This is a genomic window from Saccharothrix carnea, assembly GCF_003014735.1.
Lineage (GTDB): Bacteria > Actinomycetota > Actinomycetes > Mycobacteriales > Pseudonocardiaceae > Actinosynnema > Actinosynnema carneum.
Map to the genome: position 1 here is coordinate 145,034 of NZ_PYAX01000004.1, position 26,650 is coordinate 171,683.

The window sequence follows — 26,650 nt, forward strand, 5'->3', positions numbered from 1 at the left end:
ACGTCAGCACCGGGTGCGCGGTGACCTCGACGAACGCCTGGTAGCCGTCCGCCAGCATGGCCCTGGTCGCGCTCTCGAACAGCATCGGCTGACGCAGGTTGCGGTACCAGTACTCGGCGTCCAGCCCGGCGGTGTCGACCGCCGCGCCCGCCATGCCGGAGTAGAACGGGACGTCCGACGCGCGGGGGGTGATCGACGCCAGGGAGGTCAGCACGGTGTCCCGCACCTCCTCGACCCGCGGGCAGTGCGCGGCCAGCGGCACGGACGTCACGTGGGCGTAGACGCCCGCGGCGCGCAACTGCTCCGCCGCCAGCGCGAGCACCGCGCGGTCACCCGAGACGACCACCGTGCGCGGCGCCATCACGCCCGAGACGTCGACGTCGTGGCCGTGCTCCGCGAACCACGAGGTCACCTCGTGCACCGGCAGCGCCACCACGGCCATGCCGCCCCGACCGGCCAGCGTCGACTGCGCGCGGCTCCACAGCACGGCGGTCTTCGCGGCGTCGTCCAGCGACAGCGCGCCGGACACGCAGGCCGCGGCGACCTCGCCGATGCTGTGCCCCACCACGGCCCGCGGCCGGACACCGTAGGACCCCCACAGCTCGGCCAGGGCCACCATGATCGCGAACAGCACCGGCTGCACGACGTCCGTCTGCTCGTACAGGTCCGGCGCGTCCGACCTCAGCACGTCGACGAGCGACCAGTCCGCGTGCGGTGCCAGGGCGTCGGCGCACTCTTCGATGCGCCGGGCGAACACCGGTGCGGTGTCGAGCAGTTCGGCCGCCATGCCCGGCCAGATCGCGCCCTGGCCCGGGAAGACGAACGCGGTGCGTGCCGCGTCGGTGGCCGTTCCCTCGACCACCCGCGGGCTCGGCCGCCCTTGGGCGAGCAGGGTCAGCGGTTCGGCGAAGTCGTCGCCGGCGCCCAGCAGCACCGCGCGGTGGGCGTGCGGCGGACGGGTCGTCGCCAGAGTGCGACCCACGTCCCACGCGTCGACGCCACCGCCCACGGCGAAATCGCGCAACCGCCCGGCGACGTCGCGCAGCGCCTGTTCGCTCGGCGCGCCCAGGATCCAGGGAATCGTCATCGCCGCCTCACCTCCCGGTCGCACGGGGTGCTTGCCATGACGGCCTCCGGTGTGTTCGCGGCGCGCGGGATCTGACACGGTTCATTGGCTCTGGTTCTTCCTGGCGTACTTCTTGTAGCCGAAGTCGGCGATCATGACCTGCTGCAACTGCGAGGTGCCCTCGATGATCTCGAGGATCTTCGCCTCCCGGAACAGGCGTTCCGCCGGGAATCCCGACCAGCACCCGTTCCCGCCGAGCACCTGCACCGCGTCCGACGTCGCGCGTTGGGCGATCGTGGACGAGAAGTACTTGGCGATGTTGGTCTCCATGGCCGCGTCGGCGTTGCGCGGCGCGAGGAAGCGGCCCGCGCGCCGACACAGCTCCCGTGCGGCGGCGACGTTCGTGACGGCGTCCGCGACCATCTTCTGCACCAGCTGCTGGGTGCCGATCTTGACGCCGAACTGCTCGCGGCGGGTGGCGTAGGAGCACATCTCCTCCAGCGCCGCCTGCGCCAGCGCGACACCCGCCCACGCGATGCTGTACCGGCCGTGCAGCAGGGCGGTGTTCACCACGAAGCCGAAGCCGGCGCCGATACCCGCGATGAGGTTCTCCGCCGGCACCTCGACGTCGGCGAAGGAGACCTCCGCGATGTGCGTCGCCCGGTTGCCCAGGAACCCGGACATGGGCCGGGTCTCCACGCCCGGCATGTCCCGTTCCACGACGAACGCGCTCGTGACACCGTTGTCGGAGGCGATGACCAGGAACAGGTCGGCGATCCCGGCGAAGGACGTCCACTTCTTGCGTCCGTTGAGGACGAAGGTGTCGCCCTTCCCGGTGTAGGTCGTCTCGACCGCGGCGGCGTCGGACCCGGCGTTCTCCTCGGACAGCGCGAAGCAGCCGATCTTCTCGCCCCGCGCGAGGGCGGTGAGGTACTTCTCCTTGAGCCGCTTGGACGCCAGCTCCAGCAGCGTCGTGGCCACGATGGACGTGTGCACGGTCAGCAGCGCCCGCGTGGAGGCGCACGCCTTGCCGATGATCTCCGTGAGTTCGCCGTACGCCAACGGGTCCAGGCCGAGGCCACCCCACTTCGCCGGGATCGACGCGCCGAGGAAGCCCTCGTCGGCCATCCTGCGCACGACGTCGTGCGGCAGGCGCTCCTCGCGGTCGAACTCCGCGGCCCGCGGTGCGAGTTCGGTCTCGGCGAACGACCGCGCCCTCGCGATGACGTCGGACCGGTCGACCTCACTCACCTGATGTTCGCTTCAGGTCGGCGACCATGTCCGCGAGGCGGCGGACCGAGCTGAAGTTGCGCAGCATGATGTAGTCGTCCGGCACCTCGACGTCGAACGTCGACTCGACGTAGTGCAGGAGCTGCATGGCGAACAAGGACGTGAAGAAGCCGCGCTCGAAGATGTTGTCCTCGTCGTCGAGCTCGACGTCCTTGAACGCGGTCATGTTCTCCCGCAGGTAGGCCCGGATGTTGGCCGCGTAGTCCGCCACCGTGACGTCTGCCATGTTCACCACCGCCTCGTCATGCATCGATCTCGACCTTGATGTACTCGGGGTATTCCTGGCGCACCGCGAGATCGTTCTCGTACAGGTAGTCACTGCCCTCGTGCGACACCACGCGGAAGTTCGCCAGCTGGTAGGTCACCAGCATCTGGCGGTTGCGGTCGGTGCGGCGGAAGCGGGCGAACAGGCGCTTGCCGTTCTCCGCGGCCTGCTTGAGCAGGAACGACAGCAGCACCGTGCCGACGCCCTTGGACACCGTCCGGCAGGACATCAGCAGGAGGTTGATCGTCCAGCGGTCGTCCTGCTTCTCCACCAGCGCCATGCCGATCTTGCCGTACGAGCCGTAGCGGTCGGTCAGCTCGCACACCCACAGGTCGTGGTCCGGGCTGTGCATGAGCTCGTCGAGCTGCTCGTAGGAGTACTGGATGCCGGTGGAGTTCAGCTGGTTGGTGCGCTCGGTCAGCTCTTCGAGCCGGCGCAGGTCGTCGCCCTTGGCCCGGGAGATGTGGAAGATCATCCCCAGGCTGCCGAGGAACTCGTCCGCGGCGCCCTGGTAGTCCAGTTCGGCCTCGCTGCGCGCCTGGTCCTCCAGGTACATGAGCCGACGACGGCTCGCGTCCTCGGTCACCACCTTGGGGCTCAGGCGCGGCATCGTCAGCAGCGTGGCCAGTTCCGCCGAGTCGACCGTCTCGACCTCGGGGTGGGCGAAGGCGACCTCGTCGCGCTCGAACGGCTGGTCGTCCACGAACATGATCGTGTCGATGCCGATGTTGAGCTTCTGCCGGATCGCGGCGACGGAACTGGACTTGCTGTTCCAGTTGATCTGCGGGTACAGGAAGTACTCGGCCAGGCCGAGCTCGTCCAGCTTGCGCATCGCGTCGTCGTGGTTGTTCTTGCTGGCCACCGACTGGAGGATGCCGCGGGCGTCCAGCGTCTTGACCAGGTCCACCACACCCTCACGCAGGACGAGGTCGTCTCCCGCGGACAGGGTGCCGTGCCACAGCGTGTCGTCGAGGTCCCACACGACGCACTTGACCATCTTCATGTATCGACGTCTCCCAATGTGAACCCTGCTTCGGCGGTTCTGCGGTTCAGCGAGCCGAGTACGTGTAGAACCCCTGACCGCTCTTCCGGCCGAGCAGACCGGCGGCGACCATCTTCTTCAGCGTCGGGCAGCAGCGGAACTTGCTGTCCTGGAACTCTTCGTAGAGCACGTTCAGGGAGTTCACGACGGTGTCGAGGCCGATCAGGTCGGCCGTCTCCAGCGGACCCATCCGGTGCCCGTAGCCCAGCTTGAAGATCGCGTCGACCTGCTCCGGCTCGGCGACCCCGTCGTGCACCAGGAAGGCGGCCTCGTTCATGAACAGGTGCGACAGGCGGTTCGACACGAACCCCGGCATGTCGTTGACCACGATGGACCGCTTGCCGAGCGAGCCGACGAACTCCTCGGCGCGCTTGATCGTGTCGGCGGAGGTGTGGAAGCCGCGCACGACCTCCGCGCACTCCAGCAGCGGGACGGGGTTCATGAAGTGGATGCCGACGACGTCCTCCGGGCGTGCCAGGGCGGCGCCGAGCTTGGTGATGGAGATGCAGCTGGTGTTCGCGGCGACCTTCACGCCCTCGCCGCAGACGTCGCGCAGGTCGAGGTACAGCCGCTCCTTGGCGGCCAGGTCCTCGACGATGTTCTCCACGATCCAGTCGGCCTCGGCCAGGTCGCCCAGGTCGGCGCTGAAGCGGATGCGGCCGAGGATTTCGTCGGCTTTCCACGAGCCCGTGGTCGGCGACATCATGCGGAACTTCCGGACGAGCTGACGGGCGTCCCGAGGTGCCGCGGCGAGCACCGCGGGATCGTGATCGGACAAAATAACGTCGTAACCGTTGGCCGCGCAGGTGATGGCCACGTCCTTGCCCATCACACCCGCGCCGATAACTCCTACTGTCGCCATGCCCCAGTCGCCCCTGTAATGAATGAGAGTGCGCGCAGCGCGCCCTAACGTCCCCACACGTTATTCCGCGCGCGCCACCTGCCGACGTGACGCCAAGGGCTGGCACAACGTCGGCGGAGAGACTTCGCGCCCTATTACCCCATCCTTCGGACCCGCACATCCGAAATAAGCGGACCCAGCTCGCCCGAACCATGCGAGATCAACCCCTCCGGAGGCCATTCGTCCAGGAGGAGGCTTTCACTACGCCGTTTGCGAACTACGTCCGGTTAGTACCTTCCGTGCGAGGGACGATACACAGAACGCCGCAGGCACGTAAAGGTTTCACCGAAGCTACGGGAGGTAGTCGCACGATTGCGGCCCGTACGTGCGCGTACATTCCCGGTAGCGACCGAGAAGTCATGCAGATAACGAGTCGCGCACTTCGGACCACCGAAGTCGATCTTGACGGTTGGTGCGCGGCAATGCCGCCGGGACCGGAAGTGGATCTTCATCCCGACGTTAGTCCACCACGCCTGGACTAGCGGAACCGTTGTGCCACAGGGATTTCCCCGAACCCTGCGGAGTACTCACATTCGAGCCCGCGGCGGCCCACCGGTCGGTACCCGGCACGTCCCGCGGGCTGGACGGCCGCGGTGAGCGACGTCAGGACAGCGAGCCGGACACTGAGGCGCTGACCTGCACCGAGCCGCCCTGGGTTACCACGCTGCGAGGTCGCCTCGTCACCCTGCGTCGATCCGAACCCAGGTCCGCGGGTACGTTCTAGGGGGACGTCCGACACCGCCGTGGACAGCCTTTCCCCGGGATTCGACGTGGATTTGTGTGAAGTTAAGAGAAGGGCAATGGAACTGCCACGGCCTACCTCGTGACGGGCCCGGAAGTGGCCGGATGACCACCCAATCCCTCATTCGGACCAACGTCGTCTCAATTGGCTCGGATTGACCGGCCGCACTCCACCCCGACCGGAGTCGATCCCTTCCGCAGGTCAGCACGCCGTGCACCGGACCCGGTCGACCCACCGACCGGAACCCCCATACCAGGCCGGACGCCCGCGCCGCAGGGAATCCACCAACCTGCTCGAACCAGGGTCGAACCAGAAAAACTTTCAAATCCGTCCGACCCACTCCCACGTCCACCGAACAGCGTTCGCCATCGCCGGGCGGACGGGTCGCCGACAAATGCCGCCGGCAGGCACCGGCCCTCTCCCCCGATGTATCGGAACGTGTTCACCACGCGTTAACCCGAAGTCATACCCGCAAGGGGTCGAACGCACCCTTGTCGCGTTCCCGGGCACCCTCTAACATGCCCCCAGCCGAAGGGGGGCTTTCGCGGGTTCTTCGCGCGTTCCCGCGCGCGCCCGGCACCGACTCGTGGTCCATCGCCGATTCGCCCCGGCGAAACTCCCGACTTTGAAGGAACAACCGTGGACAGAACGTTTGCCGAAGACGTGGGCGATTGGCTGGTCGCCCAGGCCGATGATCTCCTCAAGGTCGGCGGCACCAAACAGCTCATGGGATTGAACTGGACCGTCCTGCCCGAGGTGTGGCCGCCCGACCCGGCGACCGAGGTCTTCACCTCCTCCCTGCCGCTCGGTCCGGGCACGCGGTTCCTGGAAATCGGGTGCGGTGCGGGGGTGACGAGCGTGATGGCCGCCAGGAGCGGCTGCGAGCGCGTCGTCGCGGCCGACATCAACCCGGCCGCGGTGGCCAACACCGAGCTCAACGCCAAGGCGCACGACGTCGGGCACAAGGTGGAAGCGCTGACCAGCGACCTGTTCCACGAACTCGGGCCGGACGACGTGTTCGACCTGATCGTGTCGAACCCGCCGCTCGTCCGGGCGCGCGAGGACCGCACCTACGACCGGCCGATCGAGCAGTCGGTGTTCGACCCGGGCTACTCGATCCACCAGCGGTTCTTCCAGGAGGTGAAACCGCACCTGGTCGAGGGTGGGCGCATCTACATGAACACGAGCGACACCATGGGCGACCCGCAGGCCATCGTCGCCCTCGCGGTGAGGATGGGCTTCCTGGTGCGCAAGCACCACTCGAACCGGATCGAGATCCCCGGCGCGCTGATCGGGTGGACCCCGGCGATCGCCGCGGCCGCGAACGAGCACGGCATGGTCCACATCGAGTCGTCGATCTACGAGTTCCAGCTGATCTGACCGACCTGGGGTCGCCCGGATCCCGTGCTCCCGACGTCCCGGCCGACCCCGCGGCCCGCCGCACCCGGTTCACGTCGAACCCACTGGCGGCAGTCGTGGGGCGGTGTGGCCGGCCTCGCCGGTGAGCCGGTGGTGCTGAACGCCTCGTACGGCGACGTCCGGGCGTGGCGGGTCGCGGACGGCACGCGGCTGTTCACGCTGTCGGCCCACGTGTGGAGCGGCCCACCGGCGCTGGGCGACGTCGCGGGCAGGGCCGTGCTCGCCACGAGCGGCAACGACGAGCTCATCGGCGAGGGCAGCGACGAACCGGTGACGGCCACCCGGACGTGGCTGGTCGTGGACGGCGGGCTGATCGGCCACGGCGACCGCGGCCTGATCCGGTTGTGGGACCCGGTCGACGGCGTCGAGACCGGACGGATCGAGGTTCCCGGCGGTGTCGTCACCGACCTCGCGTGGGGTCGCTGGAACGGGCGGGACGTGCTCGCGGGCTCCGTCGACGACGGCCTGGTCCGGCTGTGGGACGTCGAGGGCGCGGTGGTGGCGTCGTTCCCCGGCACCGCACCGCTCGCGTGGGGCGAGGTCGACGGACGTGCCGTGCTCGCCACCCGCACCGCGGACGGCGACGCGCAGGTGTGGGACGGCGAACCGCGGACGTTGCGCACGCCGGACGGGGTGACCGCGCTGGCGTGGGGCGAGGTGGCGGGCCGACCGGTGCTGGCCTGCGCCGGGAAGCGCGGGCGCGTGCGCCTGTGGTCCGACTTCGCCCGGCGCCCGGCGGCCGAGCTGACGACCGCGTTCACCTGGGACCCGACCGGTCGGCTGCTCGCCGCCGGGTCCGCGGCCGGGCGGGTCGCGGTGCACGGACCGGACGGCGCGTCGTCCTTCACCGCCCACGACGGTGTCGTCGTGGCATTGGCGTGGGGCGCGGCGGCGCTCGCCACCGCAACCGCGGAGGGCGAGGTGCGGCTGTGGGACCCGGCTACCGGGGCACTGGTCGCCGAACCGCCCGTGCGGCCGGGCTACCCGATCCTGTTCGACTGGGTGCGCCCGGCCGAGGGCGACCGCCTGGTGGTCGCCCGTGGGTCGGCGGACGTCGAGCTGTGCGCACCGGACGGCACGTCCCGGCCGCTGGACCTGCCTCCGTGGGGCCACCCGGTCCGGTCGCTCACCAACGCGTCGACCGACGCCGGGGAGGTGGTGCTGTCCGCCGCGGGTGACGAGCTGCGGCTGCTCGACCCGGACACGCTGGAGCAGGTGGACGTGCTGCGGCAAGGGATGCGGTACGCGGACGTCGACGCCGAATCCGCAGTGGCAGTCGGGATCACACCGGACGGCGTGGGCGTCGCGCGCGGCGGGGACGCGGGCTCGCTGAGCTTCTGGGAACCCGGCACGAGCCTGCTCCACCCCGGGACCTGGATGCGGGACGTACCGGTGGACCACGCGCACGACGGTCGGGTGAACGCGGTGGTGTGGCTCCCCCACCACCCCGATGGGCCCCGCGTGGCGACCGGCGGTGACGACGGCGCGGTCCGCCTGTGGGACCCCGCGGAACCGGACCGGCCCTCCGGCATCACCGGTGCGGGCGGAGCGGTCCGCGCCTTGGAGTCGGTCGGTGACGTGCTCGTCGTCGGCACGGCGGACGGCACGGTCCGCGTGCACCGCGTCCCGGACGGGGACGAGCCGCACGTGCTGCCCGGCACCGGTGCGGCGGTCGAGTCGCTGGCCTCCGTCATGACCGACAGCGGGCTCTACGTCGCGATCGGCACGGGCGACGGCACGCTCCGGCTGTGGAGCACGTGGTCCGGCGAGGTCCACGACGAACCCGTGGACGCCGGCGCGATCCTCGCCCTCGCGTGGGGCGAGGTCGAGGGGGTGCCGGTGCTGGGCCTCGGCCTCGCCGACGGCAGGGTCGGCTGGTGGAGGCTCTACGAGCCGGACGGCGAGCGGGCGCTCACCGAGTGGACGGGCCCCGCGGTGACCGCGCTGACCTGGACGGCGCACGGCCGCCTGCTGTGCGCCGGTTTCCAGGACGGTTCACTGTGGACGCTCGACCCCACCGGCACCACCGAGGGCCGGGCCGCTCCACCGCCGCCGCACGGGGACGGCGCGATGACCACCGGGCTGATGGACGGGCGGGCCGTGCTGGCGGCCGGTGGCGGCGGTGCGCCGTTCCGGGTGTGGGACATCGAGGAGAGCGCGTTGCTGGTGGTCGACGCGTACCTCGGCACTGACGGCCGCTTGCTGCGGTGGGGCGAGGACCGGGTCGTCGCCGCACGCGGGCCCGGCACGGTGCGGCTGGTCGACCCGGTGGACGGCACCGTGCGGCACGAGGTCGAGGTACCCGAGGACTTCGACGCCCTGGAACTGGCGTTCGGCCGCCTGCACGGCCGTGCCGTGTGCGCGGTGGCCACGAGAGCCGGTGCCATCACCGTGGTGGACGTGGAGGACGGCACCAGGCGGACGGTCGAGTGGCACGAGCCGGTCCTCGGGCTGGCGTTCGGCGCCGACGACCGACTCGCGATCCGCGACGCCTACGGCTGCACGGTGATCCTCCTGCGCTGACACCCCGCCGCGGACCGGGAGGCCGCACGTGGCGCGCACGGCCTCTTCGCGGTGGCCATCCTGGTGGTCCTGTCAGCCGGCCTCCGGTCGCGAGGCGACGCCCCGGCGCCGGAGCCGGGCGAACGGGCTCTCGCGCTGCGCATCCCGGCCCGCTTCGACCGGGCGACGTTCCGGTACCGGGTGGACGCGCCCGAGCAGGCGCAGGTCGCGGCCCACCCGCTGACCGGCCGGGTACTGCCTGCTCTACTGTCCTCTGCGCACACGGCCGGCAGCGGGTTTGCGGCGTTCCAGCAGCCAATCCGTGAGCAGCAGCAGGAGCAGGGGACTGAGCCAGGGCCCGATGCTCGCGGCGCTGTACTGCACCAGTTCCACGCTGCCGCGGTAGGTGGTGTCCACCTGGGGCATGAGCGCGATCGTGGCCACCACGTTGATGATTCGGCTCAGGACGATCGACATGGTGAGCGCGAAGCTGCGGGACATCCACCTCCGGTGTTCGCCGTAACGGCGCCGGCGGGCCATCCGCAGCCCCGCGATCGTGACCGCGAGCCACAGCGCCGAGCCCACGAGGTTGGCCACCCGCACCGAGGGGCCGGCCGCGGTGTGCCAGCCGATGTAGAACCCGAGCAGCGCGGCGGGCAACACCCCGCCGAAGACGTAGATCCGGCCGGTGATCCGGTGCCCACGCGGGTGTTGTGCGCGGAACGCGGGCCAGATCTGGAAGCACGCGGTCGTCATCGCGACGGCGCCGAAGAGGACGTGCGCGACGAGCAACGGGTAGTAGAGGCCGTCGCCCTCCGGCGGTTCCAGGCGGGAGAGGGACGGGTCGAAGGTCAGGTAGGGCGGTACGGAGAAGGCCAGGAACGCCGCGACCACCAGCAGCAGCGGGACGATCCAGGGGCGGCGCCACCAGGCCGGGGCACGGCGGGGCGGTGCCGCGGGAGGTGCGTTCGTCGTGTGGGTCATGACGATCCGTTCGTGAGGTGGCCGGACTGAAACTACGTACAACGTACATCAAAACGTATGACGTACATAGTTTTAGAATGGCGGCGACGACACGGACGGGATGGCGCATGGCGACGCACGACAGCAAGGGTCACGACCTGCAGCGCAGCCTCACGCTGCTGTGGGCCGGGCGCTCCCGGGGCCGGCGCGGACCCCGGCCGAAGCTCACCGTGGCGCAGATCGCGGACGCCGCGGTCCGGGTCGCGGACGCCGATGGGCTGGAGGCGCTGTCGATGCAGCGGATCGCCGCCGAACTCGGCTACTCGACGATGTCGCTCTACAACCACATCCCGAGCAAGGACCTGCTGCTGGAGGTCGTGGCCGACGTCGCGGCCGGGCCACCACCCGAACTCGACGGCACAGGCGACTTCCGCCACGCGGTCCGGCAGTGGGTCGGCGCGCTGTGGGCCGGCTTCCAGACCCGGCCCTGGCTGCTCCGCGTCCCGCTCGACCACGCACCGATCGGGCCCAACCAGCTCGCGTGGCTCGACCGCCTGCTGCGGCCCCTGCTGACGGCCGGGCTGGTGGGTGGCGAGGCGCGGGCGGCGGCCCTGCACCTGACCGCGGTCGTGCGCGGCACCGCGCAGATCACCATGGACATGGCCGGCGCGCAGGCCGCCGACGGGTCGCCGCACAACGAAGCCGAACTGGCACACGCGCTCGCCGAGCTCATCGACCCGGACGCCTACCCCGCGCTGGCGGCCGTCCACGCCGCCGAAACCACCGGCGACCGCTCCGCGCCCGAGCGGGGCGACGGGCGGGCACTGCCCGTCGAGCTCAGCTTCGGGGTGGACCGGTTCCTCGACGGCGTCGAGGCCTGGGTGGCGGCGAAGGCCCGCGGCGGCTGAGCGGCTCGCGTTCTCGTGCGGTGGTCGGTGGCGGACGCCTCAAGGCGGAGCCCGAGGACTCCGCCTTGAGGAACTCGTCGATCGACTGGTCGGGTCGGGCGTGGAGTCAGGCGGGAACTCCGTGGCCGTCGACCCGCTCGACAGCGGCGGTCCGGTACCCGAAAGCCTGTGCTGCCTCGTAGTAGACCTTCGCCAGGGAGTCGCAGGCGGGACGCACCGCGTCGGGGTACGTGGCGCACACCCGCTGCAGGTCGCCGTAGAAGGCGAGGTCGAGCCGGGCCTTGTTGGCCGCGAACCGCTGGGCCGCCTTGTAGTTGCGGTATCCGAAGTCGTGGCGGGCGCAGGCCGACTCGAACGTGAACCCGAGCGGGTTGTCCGGCGCCCAGCTGCAGAGGTTGGTGCTCCAGTCGAACTCGTACGCCGCGTAGGTCGGGTAGAACCGCCCGATGTTCCACGCGTCGTAGCTGCCGGAACCGGGCGAGGTCAGGCTCTCCAGCACCGCCAGCCGGTTGGGCGCCAGGCCGGTGGACACCTCGCCGGACCCGACCGCGACCGACACGGTGCCGGTGCCGAGGCCGGAGCACGCGCTCAGGTAGCGCAGCCCGTTCGGCAGCGCGAGGCAGCCGGTCCAGATGCCGCCGTTGAACGCCTGCAGCGCCAGGTTGAACCCGACCTCCATCCGGGCGCCGCCGTCGTAGACGTACCCGTCGATGATCACCGCGCCGTAGCTGTAGCCGTAGTAGCCGTTGACGAACGAGAACGGGGTCGCCGCCGCGACGACCTGCCCGTTGTACGGCGAGCCGGACGTCCGCTCGATCAGGTACGCCTGCCCGGCACCCGCGAGGTAGAAGTTGCAGAGGACTTCCGCCAGGTAGTCGATCCGCACGCTGAGCCCGACCTTGCTGATCGTCCCGCTGATGTAGGGCGTGCAGCCCGCGTCCTCCTGCTGCGCGCCCCCGACCATGCCCGGTGCCTTGCCGGCCGCTTGGGGACGCAGCGCGATCGCGGAGCCGTTCGCGAGTTCGGCCACCGAGCGCGGGCCGACGGGTCGCTTGGCGCCGTCCGGCTTCTGCTCGGACACACCAGGTGCCGCCGTGACCGCCTGCTCGCCGAGGCCCGGGGCGCCCGCGGCGTGCGCCGGGAGCGTGTTCCCCAGCGCGCCGAACAGCACGAGCGCCACTACCGCTGTCAATGCCGGAATTCGTCTGTTGATCGGTTTCGATCCCATGTCCACCCCGTCCGTGTCGCCTCCTGCCGGCACGCTCCCAGCGGGCGCTGGACGGGGACTGGACATCGTCTGGACGTGGTGGGAGTGGCGTTCACACCGTGATCACGACCTTGGCGCGGGCGTGCTCGTCCTCGACGTACCGGATGGCGTCGGGCACCTCGCCGAGTCCGTAGGTCCGGTCGATCACCGGCACCAGCGTGCCCGCTTGGGCGAGTTCCGCCAGTGTCGCCAGGTTCTCCCTGTCCGGCCACGCGTCGAGGACGAGCACCCGGTGCCGGCGGATGAACGCAGCCGCCAGTTTCGCCCGCACGATGAGGCCCAGTGGCCCGAAGAGGCTGCCGCCGGTGGACACGCCGCCGCCGGACAGGACGAGCGTGCCCCCGGTCTTGAGGGTGCGTCGCAGCGCGGTCAACGAGTGGTTGCCCACGAGGTCGAACACGACGTCGTAGCGACCGGTGTCGCGGGTGAAGTCGTCCTGGTTGTAGTCGATGACGTGGTCCGCGCCGAGCGAGGCGACCAGCTCCACGTTCCTGGTGCCGCACACCGCGGTCACCTCGGCGCCCAGCCACTTGCCGAGTTGCACGGCGAACGTGCCGACACCGCCCGACGCGCCGTTGACCAGGACCCGCTGCCCCGGCCGCACCCGTCCCTGGTCGCGCAGTCCCATGAGCGCGGTGTTGGCGGCCAACGGCAGCGCCGCCGCCTGCTCGAACGTCAGGTTGGCCGGCTTGTGCTCGACGACGTCGTGCGGCGCGCACACGTACTCGGCGAACGCCCCGTCCGCCTCGCCGTACACCTCGTCGCCCGGCCGGAACCGGGTCACCCGCGCGCCGACCGCCTCCACCACGCCGGCGAAGTCGGTGCCCCGGATCCTGGCCCGCGGCCCGCGCAGCCCCATCGCACCGGGCATGAGCCGCGCCAGGTAGGGGTCGCCGCGCATCACGTGCCAGTCGCGGGCGTTCACCGTCGCGGCGCGCACCCGCACGAGCACCTGGTCGTCCGCGGGCGCGGGCCGGTCGACCTCGCTGAGCAGCAGCACGTCCGGCGATCCGTACCGGTCCTGGGTGATCGCCTTCATCGTGCCTCCGCGGACCGATCGGCGGGTGGCCCCCTCGGGCGTCGTCATCGTCATGCCACAGATGGTGGCCGGGAGGACGGCGCCGGATCATCGGGCATCCGGCCACGGCTCCACCGACCGGAAGACCGGGGCCGGCGTCGTACTTTCGGCCACCGGCCCACCCACCGCGTCGAGCGCGGTGTCCTCACCCGCCGGCCCGGGGCGGGCGGGTCGCGTCACGTCGCGCCCGCCCCGGCTGCCGATCAGGCGGTGGTGCAGGTGATGGCGGACGGGGCGGGGTTGCTGCCCGCGAACGAGCCGATGAAGCCGAACGTGGTGGTGCCGTTGGCGTTGAGGGTGCCGTTGTAGCCCGCGTTGCGGACGGTCACCTCCTGGCCGGTGGTGGAGGCCACGCCGTTCCACACGTTGCCCAGCCGCTGCCCCTCGGCGAGCGTCCACCTGACGGTCCAGCCGGTGATGCCGGCGGTGCCGGTGTTGCGGACGGTGACCTCGCCCTGGAAACCGCCGTTCCACTGGCCGACCACCCGGTAGGTCGCGGCGCAGCCGGAGGTGTTGCCGCCCGTGGTGGTCGTGGTCGTGACCGGCGTGCCGCCGAGGGCCTCGTACACGGCCCAGTACGACGGCTTCTTGGCGAAGTTCTCGTCGTAGATCAGCGCGGCGCCTTCACCGGGGAACACCGAGGGGATCCAGGAGTGGCCATCGGAGAAGTCCCAGACGGTGATGCCGACGCAGCGGGTCACGGCCAGGCAGGCGTTGACGACGGCGCGGTAGTCGGCCGCCTGCTGGGCGTCCTTGGTGGCGTCACGGGGCGTGCGCATGCGGATGTCGAGTTCGGTGATGGCGACGTCCACGCCGAGGTCGGCGAAGCGCTGGATGTTCTGCCGCACCGTGCTCGGGATCTGGCCGAGGATCAGGTGGGCCTGCAGGCCGACGCCGTCGATCGGGATGCCCTGCTGCTTGAACGACTTGACCATGTTGTACATGGCGTCGCTCTTGGCGTTGACGCCTTCCACGTTGTAGTCGTTGTAGTAGAGCTTGGCGTTCGGGTCGGCGGCGCGGGCGGCCTTGAACGCCTCGGCGATGTAGCTGTCGCCGATCTTCTGCTGGAACACCGACTGGCGCCGGGTGCCGTCCTCCTCGAACGCCTCGTTGACCACGTCCCAGTGCACGACCTTGCCCTTGTAGTGGCCGGCCACGTTGGCGATGTGGTTGCGCATCACGCCGAGCAGCTCACCGGCGGGCACGTCGTTGACCCAGCCGGGCAACTGGTTGTGCCACACGAGGGTGTGACCGCGCACGATCTGGTCGTGCGCTTGGGCGAACGCGACGATCTGGTCGGCCTGGCGGTAGTCGAACTGGCCGCGGCTGGGTTCGGTGTACTGCCACTTCTGGGTGTTGCCCACGGTGATCTGGTTGAACTCGCTGCCCAGGACCGCGGTGTAGGGCGCGTTGGTCAACGTCGGGTTGTCCGTGGCGGAGCCGAAGTAGCGGCCCTTGGCGGCGGCGAGCTGTCCCAGGGTCGGGCCGGGCTCGGCCGTCGACGGCGCGGCCACCGCCATGCCGACGGCGAGCACGCCCACGACGGCGGCGGCTGTCGCGGCGAGGACGCGCCGTGCACGGCCTGCTGGTGCTGACATGTGTCGTCTCCTGACATCGGTGTCGGGACCGGCCACGCGGTGGAACGCCGGGCAAGTGGCGGCCGGTGGACCATCCACTTCGAAAGTTTCGACTAACCCCCCGAATGTTAACGCGGCCGACAGTAGGGCGGGTCACGGCGGCCGTCAAGGCGTTCGGGCACCGAGCCGAACCGTTCGGTGCGGAGACCGCCGCACTAGACTTCCGCCATGACCTCCACCGGACGCCCGACCGAACCCGCCGGGCGTGGTGGCGCGACCATCGCCCGCATCGCGGAGCTGGCGGGCGTGTCCACCGCCACGGTGTCCAAGGTCGTCAACGGGCACTCGGAGGTCGCCCCGGACACCCGCGCGCTGGTCGAGAGGGTGATCCGGGAGCACGGGTACCGGCGGCAGAAGAAGCCCAACCGCGCCACGCTGGTCGAACTGGTGCTGCACGAGCTCGAAGGCGCCTACGCGATGGAGGTCATCAAGGGCGTGGAGCGCGTGGCGGGCGAGCACGGACTCGCCGTCGTGCTCACCGAGCTGCACGGCCGCCACACGCCCGGCCGCACCTGGATCGAAGGCGTGCTGGCCCGCAAACCCGCGGGCGTGATCACCGTCTTCTCCGCGCCCACACCCTCCCAGCAGGCGCAGCTGGCCAGCCGCGGCATCCCGTTCGTGCTGGTCGACCCCACCAGCGACCCGGGGCACGAGTTCCCCACCGTGGGCACCAGCAACTGGAGCGGCGGCCTGTCCGCGACCCGCCACCTGCTCGACCTCGGGCACCGGCGCATCGCCGCCATCACCGGCCCCTCCCACGCGCTGTCCAGCCGCGCCCGCCTCGACGGCTACCGCGCCGCCCTCGACGCCGCCGAGGTCCCCGTCGACCCCGAACTGGTCCACGTGGGCGACTTCAACGTCGTGGACGGCCTCGCCCGCGGTCGTGACCTGCTACGCCTCGACGACCGCCCGACCGCGGTCTTCGCGTTCAACGACGCGCAGGCCATCGGCGTGTACCAAGCGGCGCACGAAGCGGGCCTGCGCATCCCGCAGGACCTCAGCGTCGTCGGCTTCGACGACCTGCCGCCCGCGCGGTGGGCCATCCCCGCCCTGACCACCGTCCGCCAGCCGCTCAGCGACATGGCGGCGGCGGCCGCGGACATGATCGTCGGCCTCACGCAGGGCACGCCACCGGCCCAGCCCCGGGTCATGCTGGCCACCGAGCTGGTGGTGCGGGCGAGCACGGCCCCGCCCGCTTAGCACCCGGAAACACCACGGGCGATGGCCGAACCGTAAGGCCGTGGTGCCCGTCCTCGCCCTGCTCGGCGGCCCACCGGTGTGGCCAGGCCGTCGCGCTCCGCGTGGTTCAGCGCCCGCCGGGGTTGGCGCGCGTGGTGTCGTCGTCGAACCGGACCGACGCCACCACCTCGGCCTTGTTCGCGTAGTCGACCGGCGGGATCGCGCGCAGCGCCCTCGCCGTGATCTCGTCCCCCCGTTCCTGGGCCGCGTAGATCAGTTCGTCCTTGCTCGCGGGGAAGTCGACCTCTTTCAGGCAGCCCGCCAGCCGTTCGCGAGTGGTGTATGCGGTCATCGCCACCTCCGTGCGTTCCCGGTACGAGCCCGTGTCGGGGCCATACCCGCTCTCACGTCCGGAAAACGCCGCACGGCCGACTCACGCGGGTCACGGGCGCAGGAGGTTTTGATCGCACGGCGCTCGTCCATCGCCCGGTAGCCCTCCGCGGCCTGGTCGAGCGGCAGTTCGAGGTCGAAGACCCGGCCCGGGTCGATCCGCCGGTGCCAGATCAGGTCGATCAGCTCGGGCAGGAAGCGCGGCGGCGACCGCCGCGAACCACCCGGTGCCCGGCACGTCGGACGCGGCCGGGAACGACGGGACCAGGTCGGCGGGTGGCACGTCGGGCGTGGCGACCAGGGTGCCGTCGGCCAGCGGCACGCGCAGGTACTCCGGTCACCGCGACCGACCAGGTGCCGCGCAGAGTGCGTGGAAAAAGTCTCCCGACACTTGCCGGACATTCACACGAATGGCCACACGGGATTTTGACCGTACCCGATCGGAGCATTTCCCGAGGTCGCACCGACGTGGAAGTGTGGTGGACGGCCGACGCCCGGCCACAGGAATCCGGCCCTCGCCGGGATTCGCCCGCGAGTCGACGGAGGCCTGGATGAAGAGACTCGTCGCCACCTGCTGCGCCGTGGTCCTGGCGCTGCTCGGCGCCTCCGGTGCGGCCACCGCGGCAGCGGCTCCCCGGGCGGACATCGCCGCCGCACCGAACTGCCAGCACGGCAGCACGTACGGGATCGTGGTTTCGGCGGCGCACGTCACGAGATATGACGGAGTCGAACTCGGCGCCATTCAACTGTGCCGGGACACCTCGTCGAATTACTGGGCCTTCGTCCTCTTCTACGGCCCGGTGCCGACCGGGAACTGGGGATACGCCTACTTGAACCGCTTTCTCGACGGACAGCCCGTGGACACCTTCGGCTGCAACCCGGGCGGGAACGGGTACGTGGAGCCGCGGCAGACCAAGTGCTGGACGCCGAAGATCTCCGCGCCGAGCTCCCGGGTCACGTTCCTCGCCTCCGGGGTCCAGTGCGAGGGGTCGTTCCCGACCTGCAACTTCATGCTGGGGGAAGGCTACACGGCCCGGATGCGCTGAACCCCGGCCCGGCCAGGTGACGACGGCTCGGCCGACCAGGTGACGGCGCCAGGGCAGCCAGGCGTGCGCAGTGGGCGGATGGCGGGTCGCCGTTGGCACCGCAGTCGGACAGCAGCACGTCTCGGGCACCACCAACGATGTTCGATGTTGTTGAATCTGCTATCACAGCGCCTGATCTGTGCCGGATTTCGTTGAATTTCGGTTGACAACGTTGACCAGCTCTGGACATCCCGGCTTACCGCGGTTACGGTCGTGCCACTGATGTTTGCGTAAACACCGCCTCGGGGCTCCGGCACCGAGGCCCTGCCCGCACCAGTGGTCGCATCCCGGCCCGGCCCTTTCACACCGTGGTGAAGGAGACCTGCCATGCCCGTGTCCCCCGCTCTGGCACGGCCGCACCGCCCGAGGTCCCGCGACGCGGTCCCGGGCGCACCACCCGGGTCGACGGCCTGATCCACTCCGCACTTCGCCGCGGGCGCGATCGGCCGCACCACGCGGGTTCCGCGATGTCCGGATCGACTCCTCCCCGTTCCGCGGACCCGCGACCCGGCCGTGCCCGCGTTCCCCGACCGCTGACGGCCGCCGCCACCGCTCAGCGATGACCGACTCCCCGCAGGAGGACTCATGATCAACCGCAGAACGGTGTTGGCCTCGGCCGGTGTCGCGGCGGCGAGCGGCGCGCTGGGCACGGGCACCGCCCGTGCCGACGCGACCATCGGCGTGAACCCCGGCGTCGACTACGGCACCTGGGAGGGCTGGGGCACCTCGCTCGCCTGGTGGGCCAACGTGTTCGGCGACCGGGACGATTTCGCCGACCTGTTCTTCACCACCAGGACCGTCACCTACAACGGCGTGGCGATGCCCGGTCTCGGCCTGAACATCGCCCGCTACAACCTCGGCGCGTCCAGCTGGAACGCGGTGAACGGCGAGCGCATGATCGCCTCACCCAACATCCCGCGGTTCAAGCAGATCGAGGGCTTCTGGCAGGACTGGAACAACGAGGACCCGAACTCGACCGCGTGGAACTGGAACGCCGACGCCAAGCAGCGCGCCGCCCTGGTCAAGGCCACCCAGCGCGGCGCGATGAGCGAGCTGTTCGCCAACTCGCCGATGTGGTGGATGTGCCTGAACCACAACCCTTCCGGCGCGGCCAACGCCGCCGACAACAACCTCCAGCCGTGGAACCACCGCCAGCACGCGCACCACCTGGCCGTCACCGCGCGCCGCGCCCGTGACCAGTGGGGCGTGAACTTCCGCACCGTCGACCCGTTCAACGAACCGTCCTCGAACTACTGGCACGCCAACGGCACCCAAGAGGGCTGCAAGATCGACGCCACGACGCAGCGCAGCGTGCTGGCCCACCTGCGCACCGAGCTCAACCGGCAGGGCTTGAGCGGCACCAGGATCTCGGCGTCCGACGAGACCAGCTACGACCTGGCCCGCACCACCTGGAACAGCTTCGACGCCACCACCAAGGGCCTGGTGAACCAGGTCAACGTGCACGGCTACCAGGGCACCGGCGGCCGACGCGACCTGCTGTCCAACGACGTCCGCGCGGCGGGCAAGGTGCTGTGGAACTCCGAGCACGGCGACGGCGACGGCTCCGGCCTGCAGACGGCCCGCTGCCTGCTGCTGGACTTCAACTGGCTGCACCCCACCGCCTGGTGCTACTGGCAGGTCATGGACCCCACCGCCGGCTGGGGCGCCATCAAGTACGACGGCAGCACCCTGCGCGCGGGCGCGGTCGAGACGAAGTACTACGTGCTGGCCCAGTTCACCCGCCACATCCGACCCGGCATGCGCATCCTGCACACCGGCAGCGATCTGGCCGTCGCCGCCTACGACGCCACCGCACGACGCCTGGTCGTCGTGGCCGCCAACACCGGCTCCGCCCAGACCCTGACCTTCGACCTGACCCGCTTCGGCCAGGCACCCGACGGCGTGGTCACGCGCTGGTCCACCGCCACCGCGGGCGGCGACCGTTACGTCCAGCGCCAGGACACCCGCGTCGGCGGCAAGGTCCTCCGCGTCCCGTTCGGCGCCGGTCAGGTGCAGACGTTCCAGGTCGACGGCGTGGTGGTCTGAACCCCGCGAGCCGTGGTGCGGGTCCGCGTGCACACGTCGGACCCGCACCGCCGTGCCCGCCGGGAAGGGTTTCGGTCGGACCGTAGGAAAAGCGCGCGAGCGTTGTGACGACCGCCGGCCGGCTGCGACCCTGACCGCGGTTTCCGCGAGGTGCGGGAACGGAGTCGACGTCAGACGGGGGAACACGATGGCGGACGGTGTGGACCTGGGGTCCCGACTCGACGACCTGTCGGCCCGGGTGCGGGAGCTGGAGGCGGTCCGCGCGCTCACCGAGCTGCGCCACGCCTTCCACCACTGCCTCAACCGCCGGGACTGGGCGGGGCTGGGCGCGCTGTTCACGGTGGACGCGCTCCTGGACTACGGCGAACTGGGCGAAGCGCGCGGCAGTGCGGCGATCCGGGAGTACTACACCGAGCTGCTGCCGAAGCTGGTCGAGATGCGGGGCGCCTCGAAGCTGGAGCTGAAGAACTTCAACCACGTCCACCAGGTCGAGGTCGACGGCGACCGCGCGACCGGCGTCTGCTACTTCGAGGAACACATCCGGTTCGACGAGGAGGAGTTGGCGCACCAGAGCGTCGGCCGGTTCTCGGACCGCTACGTGCGCCAGGACGGCCGGTGGCTGTTCGAACGGGTCGAGCTGGAGCACTACTGGGTGGTGCCGCACAACAAGGGTTGGCACTGGCCCTGGTGACCGCGTTTCACACGTTCGCGTGAAGGTGGCGGGCATGACCGGAGACCGCGTTGACACCTCCGCGAAACTGCCACTAACCTCGTTGCAGTTCGACCGGCGCGGTTCCGGTCGGCCTCCTTCCTCGAGACGGGTGCGGCAGTGGGCGTCAGCAGCAGGAGCGCGGTCGCGATCCACGCACTCACCATGCTCGCGCGCTGGGGCGAGAAGCAGTTGACCTCGGCCGAGATCGCGGACAGCCTGGTGAGCAACCCGGTCCTGGTGCGGCGCATCCTCGGCAGCCTGAGGGTGGCCGGGCTGGTCCGGTCGACGGAAGGGCGCAACGGGGGCTGGACGCTGGCGCGCCCGGCCAAGCGGATCACGCTCTACGACGCCTACGCCGCCGTCGAGGACGGCCCGGTCCTGTCCCGGCACCCGCACCCGCCCAGCGCCGACTGCGAGGTGGGCCGCAACATCCAGAGCCTGCTCGAAGTCGAGTTCCAGGACGCGGAGCGGGCCATGGCAGAACGGTTGGGCCGCACCACGATCGACGACCTGGTCCGGGAAGTGCTGGCGATCGAGCGCCGACTGCCGGCGCGGCACCGCTAGCGAGAGCCGAGGCGGAGGAGTGATCCTCCGCCGTTTTTCCACCCTAAATGTAACCACGATGGTGGCAGTAAGCCACGCGAAGGACGTCCCGCATGACTTCCACGTCGACCACGAGCGAGCGCACCGGGCCGGGGCTGGCGCTGCTGGCACTGGTGCTGCCCGCGATGCTGGCCACGGTCACCGCCAGCGACATGGTCAACCTGATGCTCCCGGCCATGGGCACCCAGTTCGGCGCCACCGAAGCCGAACTCGCCTGGGTGGTCACCGGCTTCCTGCTCATGTTCTCCGTCGGCATCCCGCTCTACGGGCGCGTCTCCGACCGGGTGAGCCTGCGGCGCCTGTTCGTCTTCGCCCTGCTGACCTACGCCGTCGGCAGCGCGGTCTGCGCCCTGGCCCCGAACCTGTTCGTACTGGTCACGGGCCGGATCGTGACGGGTATCGGCGCCGCGGCGATCCCGGTGCTCTCGATCATCGCGGTCACCAGGCTGCTGCCCGCCGAGAAGCGCGGGGTCGGCATCGGCGTGGTCTCCGCGGGCGCGGGCGTCGGCACGGCGGCAGGTCCCGCGGTGGGCGGGCTGGTCGGCCAGTGGCTCGGCTGGCCGGCGCTGTTCTGGATCATGCTGGTGGTCGCGCTGGTGCTGGTGCCGCCGGCGCTGCGCGTGCTCCCGGACGACTCGCCGGCGGGCCGCGGCCCGATCGACATCCCCGGCGGCATCCTGCTCGGGCTCGGCGCGGGCCTGGTCCTGTTCGGCATGACCCAGGCGCAGGTCTCCGGCTTCGCCGCGCTGTCGGCCTGGGGCAGCCTGCTGGTCGCAGTCGTGGCGCTGGTCCTGTTCGCGTGGCGCACCGCCCGGGTCGACCACCCGTTCGTGCCACCCGCGCTGTTCGCCAACCGCGTCTACCGCACCGGCCTGCTGGTGGCGTTCCTGGCCATGGTGGTCAACCTGGGTGGCCTGGTGTTCGTCTCGCTGCTGGTGGTCGAGGTCAACGGCCTCACGCCCGGCCAGGGCGCGCTGGTCATGATCCCGGCGGGTGTCGCGGTCGCCGCCCTCTCGCCGCTGATCGGCCGCCTGGCCGACCGGGTCGGCACGCGGCCGCTGGTGCTCGCCGGCCTCACGCTGGTCGGGTTGTTCTCGCTGTTCCTGTCCACGTTCACCGGCGGCTCCTCGCCGGTGCCGGCGGCCATCGGGATCCTCGGGCTCAGCATCGGCTTCATCCTGGTGATGACGACCCTCATCGGCGCCGCGGCGGCCGAGCTGCCCGGCGACCAGGTCGGTGTCGGCCTCGGCATCCTGCAGGGCGTCCAGTTCCTGGGCGCGGGCACCGGCCCGGCGGTGTTCGGCGTGCTGGTGTCCGCCCGGCTGGAGAGCGGCGCCGGCGCGGTCAACCCCTTCTACGCCCGGCCCGAGGGCACCGCGTACTCCGACGTGTTCCTGGCCATGGCCGTGGTCATCGTCCTCACGCTGGTCGTGGCGTCGAGGATGCGCCCGTCCGCGGCACCCGCGGCGGCGACCCAGGAGGCCGGGACCGTCCACTGAAGACACTGCCATCAACGGGAGGGATCGGCATGGCCGTGCAAGATCGGACGTTCTCCAGCGAGAACAAGGACTTCGAGGCGCTGTACGCGGGTCGTGCGGCGTTCGGCGGGGTCGAGCCCGGTGACGAGGTGATCCCCTGGGACATCGGGGAGCCGCAACAGGCCGTGGTGGACCTGGCGCGGACGGGCGCCTTCACGGGCCGGGTGCTGGACGTGGGGTGCGGGCTCGGCGAGAACGCGATCCTGCTGGCGGAGCACGGTTGCGACGTGACCGGTGTGGACGGTTCGCCCACCGCGATCGCGGAGGCGGGCGACCGCGCCCAGGCGCAGGGTGTGGCGGTGCGGTTCCTGGTGTCCGACGCCACGGAGCTGGACAACGTCGGGACGGGTTTCGACACCGCCCTCGACAGCGGGCTGTACCACTGCCTGGACGACGGGCAGCGGGCGGCGTACGCGGCGGCGCTGCACCGGGTGTGCCGGCCGGGTGCGGTGCTGCACCTGTTCTGCTTCGCCGAATCCGTGCCGTCCGGGACACCGATCGCGGCGGAAGCGCTGGTCGGCAGGGCGAACCTGCACGCGAACCTCGGCCTGCACTGGGAGATCCTCGACATCGCCGACGCCGAGTTCGCCACGACGTTCACGCCGGAGCTGCTCGCCCGGATGGCTGCCGCGGCCGAGCCGACCGGCGACCGCAGGCCGGGCCCGGAGGCGGTCCGGCTGGACGAGCGCGGACGCGTGCTGACCCCGATGTCGTACGTGCGGGCGCGGCGGAAGTGAACGACGGCAGCCCTCTTGGAGGAGGACCTCGGTGAAGACCATCGTCGTGACAGGTGGCACGTCCGGGATCGGGCTGGCGCTCGCGCGGACCTGCCTGGACCGGGGTGATGAAGTGGTCGTCGTCGGCCCCGACCCGGTCAAGGGCGAGCGGTACCTCGACGCCGCACGGCGGGCGGGCGCCGCCGACCGGGCCCACTTCCTGCAGGCCGACCTGAGCCTGGTCGCCGAGAACCGGCGGGTCGTCAAGGAGATCACCGCGCGGTTCCCGGTGGTGCACGCGCTCGTGCTGTGCGCGCGGTACTTCCGCAGCCGCCGGGTGGTCACCGCCGAGGGGTTCGAGCACAACTTCGCGCTGTACTACCTGAGCCGGTACCTGCTGGGGCACGGCCTGGCCGACCGGCTGGACCAGGCCGAGCACCCGGTCGTGGTGAACCTCGCCGGCCCCGGTGTGGGCACGCCGGACATCCGGTGGGACGACCTGGAGCTGGCGCACGGCTACGACGGCTGGTCGGCCATGTTCCAGGGCGGGCGGCTCAACGACCTGCTCGGCGTCTCGTTCGCCGGTCACGGGTACCGCGCCCGGTACGTGCTGCTGTTCCCCGGCGGCACGCGCACCGGGTTCGCGGGCGACTTCGATCCGGCCTCGGCGGCCCAGGCCGACCGGATGAAGCGCGCCGGGCAGCCGGTCGAGCTGACCATCCCCCGGATCGTGGGGTTGATCGACTCGCCGCCGCGCGAGCCGCTGAGCGCGTTCGTGGAGGACACGCGGATCGGCCTGGCCCACCCGTCGTTCGACCAGGCCGCCGCGGCACGCCTGGAGGGCATCACGAGGGACCTGCTGGGCGACGAGCCCCGCGTCCGATGACCGATCCGCCGTCAGGGAAGGTGGCGACACCCATGACCGAACCGGTTTCCATGCCCCACAACGACCGTGCGGCCGGTTGCCCGTTCCGACCCGGACCCCGGCTCGTCGAGTCGCACGGCGACCCGGTCCTCCCCCGCGTCCCCGTGCCCACCTCGCAGCTCGGCGCGATCGACGCCGTCCTGATCACCCGGGACGACGACGCCCGCGCCGTGCTGTCCGACCCGCGCTACGAGGTCGGGTTCGCGTTCGACCCGCACACGACCGGTCCCCGTTCGGTGATGAACCAGCCGGGCGTGCTGCTCAACTACGACGGCGACGAGCACACGCGCTACCGCCGCATGCAGGCCGGTGCGTTCACGATGAAGCGCGTCCGGTCGCTCAGCGGCGTGATCGAGAAGATCGTCACCGAGCACCTGGACGCGGTGGAGGAGGCCGGTCCGGGTGTCGACCTCATCGCTGCGTTCGCCGAACCGCTGCCGCTCATCGTGATCTGCGAGCTGCTGGGCGCGCCGCAGGAGGACCGGGCGGCCATCCTCGAACGCAGCTCGATCGCGAGCAGCGTCGACACCACGCTGGAGGTGCAGCAGGACAACTTCGCCGCGATGATCGACTACATGGCGGAGCTGGTCGCCGCGCACCGCCGCGAGCCGGGTGACAACATCCTCGGCGACCTGGTCCGCCACCACGGCGCGGAACTGTCCGACGACGAGCTGGTCGGCATGGGGCTGGAAATCCTCGTGGCGGGCCACGGCACGCTTTCAGGCATGATCGGCACCAGCGTGCTCGCGCTGCTGGCGCACCCGGAGCAGCTGGCCGTCCTGCGTGACGACGAGTCGGCGGCCGGCGGTGCCGTCGAGGAGCTGTTCCGGTTCCTGGCGGTGGCGCCGCCGCTGATCCGGCGGGCGAACACGGACCTGTCGGTCGGCGGCGGCCAGTGGATCCGGGCCGGCGAGTGCGTGGTCGTGTCGAGCCTGATGGCGAACCAGGGCGCCGACCTGCCCACCCCGGCCGACGAGCTGGACCTGCGCCGCAAACCCGTGCCGCACCTGGCGTTCGGCTACGGCAGGCACCAGTGCGTCGGCCAGCAGCTCGCCCGCCTGGAACTGCGCCTCGCCTTGACGGGGTTGGTGCGCCGCTTCCCGGACCTCCGGCTCGCGGTGCCGTTCGAGGACGTCGAGTACCGCACGGGACAGCTGGTGTTCGGGGTGGAGAGCCTGCCCGTGACGTGGTGATCAGGGAATCGACACGGCCAAGAGGGGAAACCACATGGACGAGTCACGACGGGTGGCGTTGATCAGCGGCGCGAGCCGGGGCATCGGCGCGGCGACCGCACGGGAACTGGGGCGACGCGGGTACCACGTGGTGGTGAACTACCGGCGCGACACCGCCGCCGCGCACGGGGTGGTCCACGACATCCGGGAGGCGGGCGGCTCCGCCGAGGCGCGGCAGGCCGACGTCTGCGACGGTGCGCAGGTGGCCGACCTGGTGCGGCACGTGCACGCGGACCACGGCCACATCGACGTGCTGATCTGCAACGCCAACACGGTGAACCCGCCGTTCGAGCCGTTGCTGTCCCTGTCGTGGGAGTCGTTCATCGGGAAGGTCGGCGGTGAGCTGGCGGCGTCGTTCTTCCTCACCCAGGAGGTGCTGCCGGCGATGCAGCGGCGGCGGGCGGGGCGGATCGTCTACATCTCCAGCACCGCGGCGGACTGGGTGGGCAGCGTCGCGGCGCACTCCACCGCCAAGGCCGCGTTGAACACGTTCAGCCGCCACGTCGCGGCGGCGGCGGCCCAGCACGGCGTCGCGGTCAACACGGTCGCGTTCGGCACGGTGAAGACGGACGCGACGGCGGCGGTGCTCAACGAGGACCTGCGCAAGTACACGGAGGAGCGTTCGGTGCTCGGCAGGCTGCTGGACGCCGAGGACGCGGCGAGAGCGGTGGCCGCGGTCGCCGACGGCTTCGACGTGGCGATCGGTCAGGTGATCCGGGTGGACGGCGGCTACGACGTGCTCGACCAGCAGCTGCACGCCACCGCCAAGTTCTTCCAGTGAGCCGAGGACAGCGGGGCCGGGGGATTCGCTCCCCCGGCCCCGCTGTCGTCCAAAGTGGACCCGTGCCGTTACACCGCATGATGTTGGCGATAACATACGGTCCGGACCAGGACCGTCAGGGGCAAGAAACGCCTGCCCATCCGGCCAGCTCAGCCGACATGTGAGCGATCAAGAATCGAATTGGTTCGACAGCCCCCATGTCTGTTAGCGATAACAGAGGGCTTGCCGGACACCGGAGACCTCTCGTATGGTTCCGGGAAGCGCTCCCAGCGGGGTGGTACCCGGCAACCCGGCCGGTCGCGCTTGACGATTCCTGCTCGCAAGGAGGCGACGCATGGGTCCGCGCACGTACAGAGCTGCCGG

At 70.8% G+C, this 26,650-nt stretch carries 23 protein-coding genes (1 of these 23 only partly in view); 13 read left to right on the plus strand and 10 right to left on the minus strand.

Going from position 1 to position 26,650, the window contains the following annotated elements:
- The 5 genes from B0I31_RS12455 to B0I31_RS12475 all read right to left on the minus strand — a co-directional run.
- A protein-coding gene (locus B0I31_RS12455) for a hybrid non-ribosomal peptide synthetase/type I polyketide synthase (RefSeq protein WP_106615529.1) crosses the window boundary here: on the minus strand, positions 1-1,087 show its start. Its footprint begins 8,843 nt before the window's first position; only the first 1,087 of its 9,930 coding nucleotides appear in the window; its start codon is at positions 1,085-1,087; its stop codon lies beyond the left edge, outside the window.
- 81 nt (positions 1,088-1,168) lie between these two features.
- Positions 1,169-2,317 carry an acyl-CoA dehydrogenase family protein gene (locus B0I31_RS12460; RefSeq protein ID WP_106615530.1) on the minus strand — a complete coding sequence of 383 codons (1,149 nt, stop codon included), beginning with the start codon at positions 2,315-2,317 and terminating at the stop codon, positions 1,169-1,171.
- Positions 2,310-2,606, minus strand: coding sequence for a phosphopantetheine-binding protein (locus tag B0I31_RS12465; protein WP_219910682.1), 297 nt, complete (start codon positions 2,604-2,606; stop codon positions 2,310-2,312). The genes B0I31_RS12460 and B0I31_RS12465 overlap by 8 nt, the downstream gene beginning before the upstream one ends.
- The gene (locus B0I31_RS12470) at positions 2,599-3,624 is read right to left on the minus strand and encodes an HAD-IIIC family phosphatase (protein WP_106615531.1); all 1,026 of its coding nucleotides are present in this window, start codon (positions 3,622-3,624) and stop codon (positions 2,599-2,601) included. Before B0I31_RS12470 ends, B0I31_RS12465 begins: the two co-directional genes overlap by 8 nt.
- Before the next feature lie 46 nt (positions 3,625-3,670).
- On the minus strand, positions 3,671-4,525 hold the full coding sequence (locus B0I31_RS12475) for a 3-hydroxyacyl-CoA dehydrogenase family protein (RefSeq protein ID WP_106615532.1): 855 nt from the start codon (positions 4,523-4,525) through the stop codon (positions 3,671-3,673).
- A gap of 1,420 nt (positions 4,526-5,945) precedes the next feature.
- On the opposite strand from B0I31_RS12475, the gene B0I31_RS12480 reads away from it, so the two are divergent.
- Positions 5,946-6,686 (plus strand): methyltransferase, encoded by a 741-nt coding sequence (locus B0I31_RS12480; RefSeq protein ID WP_219910683.1) that lies wholly within the window; start codon positions 5,946-5,948, stop codon positions 6,684-6,686.
- A gap of 105 nt (positions 6,687-6,791) precedes the next feature.
- Positions 6,792-9,248, plus strand: a complete 2,457-nt coding sequence (locus tag B0I31_RS12485; RefSeq protein ID WP_106615533.1) for a WD40 repeat domain-containing protein — start codon at positions 6,792-6,794, stop codon at positions 9,246-9,248.
- A gap of 243 nt (positions 9,249-9,491) precedes the next feature.
- On the opposite strand, the gene B0I31_RS12490 is transcribed toward B0I31_RS12485, so the two are convergent.
- Positions 9,492-10,211 carry a DUF2306 domain-containing protein gene (locus B0I31_RS12490; protein WP_106615534.1) on the minus strand — a complete coding sequence of 240 codons (720 nt, stop codon included), beginning with the start codon at positions 10,209-10,211 and terminating at the stop codon, positions 9,492-9,494.
- Positions 10,212-10,318: 107 nt separating this feature from the next.
- On the opposite strand from B0I31_RS12490, the gene B0I31_RS12495 reads away from it, so the two are divergent.
- Complete coding sequence (locus B0I31_RS12495) at positions 10,319-11,098, plus strand: TetR/AcrR family transcriptional regulator (RefSeq protein WP_106615535.1); 780 nt, start codon at positions 10,319-10,321, stop codon at positions 11,096-11,098.
- Positions 11,099-11,204: 106 nt separating this feature from the next.
- Here the strand turns inward: B0I31_RS12495 and B0I31_RS41695 are convergent, their stop codons facing one another.
- The 3 genes from B0I31_RS41695 to B0I31_RS12510 form a co-directional block, all read right to left on the minus strand.
- The gene (locus B0I31_RS41695) at positions 11,205-12,290 is read right to left on the minus strand and encodes a phospholipase (protein WP_245949839.1); all 1,086 of its coding nucleotides are present in this window, start codon (positions 12,288-12,290) and stop codon (positions 11,205-11,207) included.
- Positions 12,291-12,417: 127 nt separating this feature from the next.
- Complete coding sequence (locus tag B0I31_RS12505; RefSeq protein ID WP_342751478.1) at positions 12,418-13,458, minus strand: NAD(P)-dependent alcohol dehydrogenase; 1,041 nt, start codon at positions 13,456-13,458, stop codon at positions 12,418-12,420.
- 188 nt (positions 13,459-13,646) lie between these two features.
- The gene (locus tag B0I31_RS12510) at positions 13,647-15,041 is read right to left on the minus strand and encodes a glycoside hydrolase family 10 protein (protein WP_106615537.1); all 1,395 of its coding nucleotides are present in this window, start codon (positions 15,039-15,041) and stop codon (positions 13,647-13,649) included.
- Positions 15,042-15,248: 207 nt separating this feature from the next.
- On the opposite strand from B0I31_RS12510, the gene B0I31_RS12515 reads away from it, so the two are divergent.
- Entirely contained in the window at positions 15,249-16,280 is a 1,032-nt protein-coding gene (locus B0I31_RS12515) for a LacI family DNA-binding transcriptional regulator (RefSeq protein WP_106615538.1), read from the plus strand.
- 106 nt (positions 16,281-16,386) lie between these two features.
- On the opposite strand, the gene B0I31_RS12520 is transcribed toward B0I31_RS12515, so the two are convergent.
- Positions 16,387-16,611 (minus strand): DUF2795 domain-containing protein, encoded by a 225-nt coding sequence (locus B0I31_RS12520; protein WP_106615539.1) that lies wholly within the window; start codon positions 16,609-16,611, stop codon positions 16,387-16,389.
- 589 nt (positions 16,612-17,200) lie between these two features.
- Between B0I31_RS12520 and B0I31_RS12530 the strand changes: the two genes are divergently transcribed.
- The 9 genes from B0I31_RS12530 (at position 17,201) to B0I31_RS12570 (ending at position 26,287) form a co-directional block, all read left to right on the plus strand.
- The gene (locus tag B0I31_RS12530) at positions 17,201-17,695 is read left to right on the plus strand and encodes a hypothetical protein (RefSeq protein WP_106615540.1); all 495 of its coding nucleotides are present in this window, start codon (positions 17,201-17,203) and stop codon (positions 17,693-17,695) included.
- Positions 17,696-18,319: 624 nt separating this feature from the next.
- A complete protein-coding gene (locus tag B0I31_RS12535) occupies positions 18,320-19,780 on the plus strand; it encodes a glycoside hydrolase (protein ID WP_106615541.1) in 1,461 nt (486 codons plus the stop codon).
- Positions 19,781-19,967: 187 nt separating this feature from the next.
- Entirely contained in the window at positions 19,968-20,471 is a 504-nt protein-coding gene (locus B0I31_RS12540; protein ID WP_106615542.1) for a nuclear transport factor 2 family protein, read from the plus strand.
- 138 nt (positions 20,472-20,609) lie between these two features.
- Positions 20,610-21,056 (plus strand): Rrf2 family transcriptional regulator, encoded by a 447-nt coding sequence (locus tag B0I31_RS12545; RefSeq protein WP_106615543.1) that lies wholly within the window; start codon positions 20,610-20,612, stop codon positions 21,054-21,056.
- Between the two features lie 92 nt (positions 21,057-21,148).
- Positions 21,149-22,594 (plus strand): MFS transporter, encoded by a 1,446-nt coding sequence (locus tag B0I31_RS12550; RefSeq protein ID WP_106615544.1) that lies wholly within the window; start codon positions 21,149-21,151, stop codon positions 22,592-22,594.
- Positions 22,595-22,623: 29 nt separating this feature from the next.
- Positions 22,624-23,370 carry a class I SAM-dependent methyltransferase gene (locus B0I31_RS12555; protein WP_106615545.1) on the plus strand — a complete coding sequence of 249 codons (747 nt, stop codon included), beginning with the start codon at positions 22,624-22,626 and terminating at the stop codon, positions 23,368-23,370.
- 31 nt (positions 23,371-23,401) lie between these two features.
- The gene (locus tag B0I31_RS12560; protein ID WP_106615546.1) at positions 23,402-24,235 is read left to right on the plus strand and encodes an SDR family NAD(P)-dependent oxidoreductase; all 834 of its coding nucleotides are present in this window, start codon (positions 23,402-23,404) and stop codon (positions 24,233-24,235) included.
- A 32-nt stretch (positions 24,236-24,267) separates the two neighbouring features.
- On the plus strand, positions 24,268-25,467 hold the full coding sequence (locus B0I31_RS12565; protein WP_106615547.1) for a cytochrome P450: 1,200 nt from the start codon (positions 24,268-24,270) through the stop codon (positions 25,465-25,467).
- A 34-nt stretch (positions 25,468-25,501) separates the two neighbouring features.
- The gene (locus B0I31_RS12570) at positions 25,502-26,287 is read left to right on the plus strand and encodes an SDR family oxidoreductase (protein ID WP_106615548.1); all 786 of its coding nucleotides are present in this window, start codon (positions 25,502-25,504) and stop codon (positions 26,285-26,287) included.
- Positions 26,288-26,650: the final 363 nt, after the last annotated feature.

Bases quoted from the DNA above. Each gene is read 5' to 3' on its own strand.
- B0I31_RS12465 (WP_219910682.1), bottom strand. From the start codon at position 2,606: ATGCATGACGAGGCGGTGGTGAACATGGCAGACGTCACGGTGGCGGAC.
- B0I31_RS12470 (WP_106615531.1), bottom strand. From the start codon at position 3,624: ATGAAGATGGTCAAGTGCGTCGTGTGGGACCTCGACGACACGCTGTGG.
- B0I31_RS12475 (WP_106615532.1), bottom strand. From the start codon at position 4,525: ATGGCGACAGTAGGAGTTATCGGCGCGGGTGTGATGGGCAAGGACGTG.
- B0I31_RS12490 (WP_106615534.1), bottom strand. From the start codon at position 10,211: ATGACCCACACGACGAACGCACCTCCCGCGGCACCGCCCCGCCGTGCC.
- B0I31_RS12495 (WP_106615535.1), top strand. From the start codon at position 10,319: ATGGCGACGCACGACAGCAAGGGTCACGACCTGCAGCGCAGCCTCACG.
- B0I31_RS12505 (WP_342751478.1), bottom strand. From the start codon at position 13,458: ATGACGATGACGACGCCCGAGGGGGCCACCCGCCGATCGGTCCGCGGA.
- B0I31_RS12510 (WP_106615537.1), bottom strand. From the start codon at position 15,041: ATGTCAGCACCAGCAGGCCGTGCACGGCGCGTCCTCGCCGCGACAGCC.
- B0I31_RS12515 (WP_106615538.1), top strand. From the start codon at position 15,249: ATGACCTCCACCGGACGCCCGACCGAACCCGCCGGGCGTGGTGGCGCG.
- B0I31_RS12520 (WP_106615539.1), bottom strand. From the start codon at position 16,611: ATGACCGCATACACCACTCGCGAACGGCTGGCGGGCTGCCTGAAAGAG.
- B0I31_RS12530 (WP_106615540.1), top strand. From the start codon at position 17,201: ATGAAGAGACTCGTCGCCACCTGCTGCGCCGTGGTCCTGGCGCTGCTC.
- B0I31_RS12535 (WP_106615541.1), top strand. From the start codon at position 18,320: ATGATCAACCGCAGAACGGTGTTGGCCTCGGCCGGTGTCGCGGCGGCG.
- B0I31_RS12540 (WP_106615542.1), top strand. From the start codon at position 19,968: ATGGCGGACGGTGTGGACCTGGGGTCCCGACTCGACGACCTGTCGGCC.
- B0I31_RS12550 (WP_106615544.1), top strand. From the start codon at position 21,149: ATGACTTCCACGTCGACCACGAGCGAGCGCACCGGGCCGGGGCTGGCG.
- B0I31_RS12555 (WP_106615545.1), top strand. From the start codon at position 22,624: ATGGCCGTGCAAGATCGGACGTTCTCCAGCGAGAACAAGGACTTCGAG.
- B0I31_RS12565 (WP_106615547.1), top strand. From the start codon at position 24,268: ATGACCGAACCGGTTTCCATGCCCCACAACGACCGTGCGGCCGGTTGC.
- B0I31_RS12570 (WP_106615548.1), top strand. From the start codon at position 25,502: ATGGACGAGTCACGACGGGTGGCGTTGATCAGCGGCGCGAGCCGGGGC.